A 3,949-nucleotide genomic window follows, 5' to 3' on the forward strand; every position below is an offset into this window, starting at 1 on the left:
CCCTGAACCCTAAACCCTAAACCGTTTCCCCATGCCCCCAACCACCGACCCAATCACCATCAACACCCTCAAAACCCAGATCAAGCGGCTCAACAGCAAAGCCGGGCAGCTCAAAATGGACCTTCACGACATTGCCGAAGGCCTGCCCAACGATCTAGAACAACTGCCCGCCGCTGCCGCTAAGACCTACGACATCTATGTCCAGCTCCGTGACCTCAAACAACACCTCAAAACTCTGGAGGCTGCCCAATGACGACTGCACCCCTATCCCTAGCTCAGTTCAACCAGCTCAAAGATGCTGAAGAGTACTTTGAATTCTTTGGTCTCAGCTACGACCCCCAGGTCGTCAACATCAACCGTTTGCACATTCTACGCAAGTTCTCTCAGCTCGTGCAGACCGTTGACAAAAACCAGAGTGAAGCCGAAGTGCTGGCTGCCTACAGTCGAGAACTGCACAATGCCTACGACCTGTTTGTCACCTCCAACTCCGTCGAGCAAAAGCTGTTCAAAGTGTTTCAAGACAAGCCCAAAAACATCGTCATGCTCTCTGACATCGAGGTGGAATAGGTCTCTCCTCCCCAAAGGAGCCCAAAGGCGATAGTCATACCAAACCCGGAGGATGCCGTGGCTCAGCTAACCCCTACTGAAATCGATCGCTACCGTCGCCAAATCATACTGCCCGGCTTAGGTGAAACGGGCCAGATCCAGCTCAAAAACACTACGGCGCTGGTCACGGGGGTCGGTGGCCTGGGCGGTACAGCCGCCCTCTACCTGGCGGTTGCTGGCGTCGGCAAACTCATCTTGGTGCGGGGGGGCGATCTGCAGCGAGATGACCTCAACCGGCAGGTGCTGATGACCGATGACTGGGTCGGCAAACCCCGCGTGTTTAAAGCCCAGGAAACCCTGCAGGCCCTTAACCCCGATATCGACATTGAGGCGGTCTGTGAGTATGTCAGCCCCGACAACATTGACGCCCTAGTGCAGCGGGCCGACCTCGCCCTTGACTGTGCCTTTGACTTCAAAGAGCGGGATCTGCTCAATGCAGCCTGCGTGCGCTGGGGCAAGCCGATGATCGAGGCCGCTATGAACAGCATGGAAGCTTACCTCACCACCATCGTACCGGGGCAAACCCCCTGCCTCACCTGCCTGTTTCCCGAAAAACCCGAGTGGGATCGCTGGGGCTTTGGGGTCTTGGGAGCGGTGTCGGGCACCCTGGCTTGCCTGGCGGCTCTAGAAGCCATCAAGGTAATCACTGGGTTGGGCGACCCGCTGCTGGGACAGCTCTTGACGATGGATTTGGCCCGAGCTGAGTTTGCCAAACGCCGCGCCTACCACGACCCCGATTGCCCAGTGTGCGGTGGGTTGAAGGTGGGTGACAAGGGCGATCGCACCCTCCCCCTAGCCCTGGCCCAGAGGTGAACCATGATTCATCCTCGCCATCCCCCCTGAGATGGTGGTGGGCAGTGCCCATCCTATGGGGAACTGCGCGATCCGCCTTAAATCTGCGTAGCCCTTGGTGGGCAGTGCCCACCCTACGAGACCCATCCACTCATCCACTTATCCACTCATCCACTCATCCACCCCTACCCTCGCCATGACTATCACCATCACCGAACTCGCTGAACTCCGTTTGCGCACTTTCATTCGCGGCATTCCCGACCACACCCCTAGCCGGGGCGTGCGCCTGGCGGTGAAAGACGGCGGCTGCAACGGCTACGAGTACGACATCAAAATTGCCAATGCCCCCAAGCCCGACGATGAAGTTGTGGAGTCGGGAAACCTCAAAGTTTTCATCGACCCCAAAAGTGCCCCCCTGCTCGAAGGCATTGTGGTGGACTACATCGACAGTCTGCTGGAAAGCGGTTTTAAGTTCACCAACCCCAACGCCACCGACACCTGCGGCTGCGGAAAATCGTTCCAAACGGCGGGCGATTGCAGCCCGGCCGGAGTGCCTTGTTCGTAAATGCAAGGTATACGGTGAACGGTGCAAGGTTTACGGTACAAGGCATTTTCTAAACCGCAAACCGTTCGCCGCAAACCGTAACCCCCTTCTTAACAGGAGTCCTACCATGACCGCAACCTTTCAAGTTCACTTAATCAACAAAAAGCGCAATATTGATGTCACCATTCCAGTAAATGACGACACCTATATTCTGGATGCTGCGGAGGAACACGATCTGGATATGCCCTCCTCCTGTCGATCTGGAGCGTGCTCTAGCTGTGTTGGCAAGCTAGTTGAAGGAGAAATTGATCAGTCGGATCAATCATTTCTAGATGACGACCAGATTGACAAAGGCTTTGTGCTGTTATGCGTGGCCTATCCCCGCTCAGACTGCACGATTAAGACCCACATGGAAGCGTATTTGGTGTGATTAGTTTTTTGCCATAACGCTTTGGTGCTGGCGAATGTACCCTACGGTTGATTGAATCTTTTCCCTTGGAGTGGCGCTATGTTTAGCAGTTTTACGGTTTCAGGAGCGTCGTTGCAGGTGCTCAATGTGGGCGATCGCGGCACAATTTCCCGCTTTACCCGCAGCGATCCATCGACGCTTTCTCAGATCCAATCGCTGGGCCTCAATCAAGGGCAAGAAATTGCCGTCACCCAGCGCCACCCTAATTTTAGGGTCAGTACCGAAGATGAGCATTTAACCCTGCCGCCGTCGCTGGCCAGTGCGATCTACGTGCGACTAGCAGGCCCAGACTGAGGTAATCGAGAAACTCTAGAAGCTAAGGCAATTTCTGTAAAACAGTTTCCCTGATGGTGGGCACTGCCCACCCTACAACTACAACAGCTAATAACAAGTAAAAAGGTTTCCCCTAACACCCAAAACCTAACACCTGACATCCGACCCAAAACCTAACACCTCATCCCTTTCTTAGGAGCTAAACCCATGGCAGACATTGGACTTTTCTACGGCAGCACTTCGGGAGTCACCGAAGAAATCGCTGAAAAAATTCAGGCGGCGATCGGTGAAGACAACTGCGATGTATATAGTATGGAAGCCGATTTTGACGACGTTGACGACCTGCTCAAGTACGACTACCTGATTTTGGGCTGCTCTACCTGGGGCGCGGGCGAATTGCAAAACGACTGGCGCGAACCCATGTTTGATATGGAAATGGATAAGCCCGACTTTTCGGGCAAAACCATCGCCCTGTTTGGCCCTGGCGATTGCGAAGGCCACAGCAAGCATTTTGTCGGTGCCCTGGGCTTAATGTACGACCAATTTAAGGCCCTGGGAGCCACTGTTGTTGGAGCCGTTTCTGCCGCCGACTATTCCTTTGAAAAATCTACCGCCCTGCGCGACGGCAAATTTGTCGGGTTGCCCCTCGATGAGGTGAACGAGAGCGAAAAAACCGACGATCGCATTGCCAACTGGCTGGAGCTGCTGAAGGCCGACTTTCCTGCGATCGCCGCCTCATAGCCTAACCCGTAGGGTGGGCATTGCCCACCTTGGTCTCTGCCTATCTTGCAAAACCTATAGCCACTCTTCAAAGCATAGGCAAGTGCTGGCTTTGGAGCTGTGACAAGGGTTTTAGTGGGCAATGCCCACCCTACAAAATCTGTCCCTCCCAGGAGGAGACAACCGCCTCAGAGAGCATTGCTCATTTTCGCCAGGGGAGAAGGTGGGCAGTGCCACCCTACCATTGCTTAACCATTTCATCGATTCATCACTTCATAGGCATCAGGAGGTGATACCCTTGAGCTAGCGATCGCGACTAAGCCCCTTCATTGCCCCGATTTGCCCGACATCCCAGCTTCTGGGTGACCACCATGATCGATATGCTTCACCAAGACTGGTTTGTCGATGCCGAGGGCCAGTGCCAGCCTCGACCCACGCTCCGACCGTGGAATTTGCTGCAGGAACACTACTACCTACATCAGTTTTTGAGCGATGTGCTGCACAGTCTTGCTCACGCATCCCACGAGTTCGACCAGTGGGACTAC

At 54.7% G+C, this 3,949-nt stretch carries 7 protein-coding genes; all 7 read left to right on the top strand.

Features of this window, described 5'->3' with window-relative positions:
• The first annotated feature begins 31 nt into the window (after positions 1-31).
• The 7 genes from IQ273_RS31395 (at position 32) to IQ273_RS31425 (ending at position 3,425) form a co-directional block, all read left to right on the top strand.
• Positions 32-253: a CCE_0567 family metalloprotein gene (locus IQ273_RS31395; protein ID WP_194027010.1), complete on the top strand. Its 222-nt coding sequence runs from the start codon at positions 32-34 to the stop codon at positions 251-253.
• Positions 250-567, top strand: a complete 318-nt coding sequence (nifW, locus tag IQ273_RS31400) for a nitrogenase-stabilizing/protective protein NifW (RefSeq protein WP_194027011.1) — start codon at positions 250-252, stop codon at positions 565-567. Before IQ273_RS31395 ends, nifW begins: the two co-directional genes overlap by 4 nt.
• A 57-nt stretch (positions 568-624) precedes the next feature.
• Positions 625-1,419, top strand: coding sequence for a HesA/MoeB/ThiF family protein (locus IQ273_RS31405; RefSeq protein ID WP_194027012.1), 795 nt, complete (start codon positions 625-627; stop codon positions 1,417-1,419).
• Positions 1,420-1,594: 175 nt separating this feature from the next.
• The gene (locus tag IQ273_RS31410) at positions 1,595-1,963 is read left to right on the top strand and encodes an iron-sulfur cluster assembly accessory protein (RefSeq protein WP_194027013.1); all 369 of its coding nucleotides are present in this window, start codon (positions 1,595-1,597) and stop codon (positions 1,961-1,963) included.
• 106 nt (positions 1,964-2,069) lie between these two features.
• Positions 2,070-2,372, top strand: coding sequence for a 2Fe-2S iron-sulfur cluster-binding protein (locus tag IQ273_RS31415; RefSeq protein ID WP_194027014.1), 303 nt, complete (start codon positions 2,070-2,072; stop codon positions 2,370-2,372).
• 78 nt (positions 2,373-2,450) lie between these two features.
• A complete protein-coding gene (locus IQ273_RS31420) occupies positions 2,451-2,705 on the top strand; it encodes a ferrous iron transport protein A (protein WP_194027015.1) in 255 nt (84 codons plus the stop codon).
• A gap of 186 nt (positions 2,706-2,891) precedes the next feature.
• Positions 2,892-3,425 (top strand): flavodoxin, encoded by a 534-nt coding sequence (locus tag IQ273_RS31425; protein WP_194027016.1) that lies wholly within the window; start codon positions 2,892-2,894, stop codon positions 3,423-3,425.
• Positions 3,426-3,949: the final 524 nt, after the last annotated feature.

The sequence above is a fragment of the Nodosilinea sp. LEGE 07298 genome (assembly GCF_015207265.1).
Lineage (GTDB): Bacteria > Cyanobacteriota > Cyanobacteriia > Phormidesmidales > Phormidesmidaceae > Nodosilinea.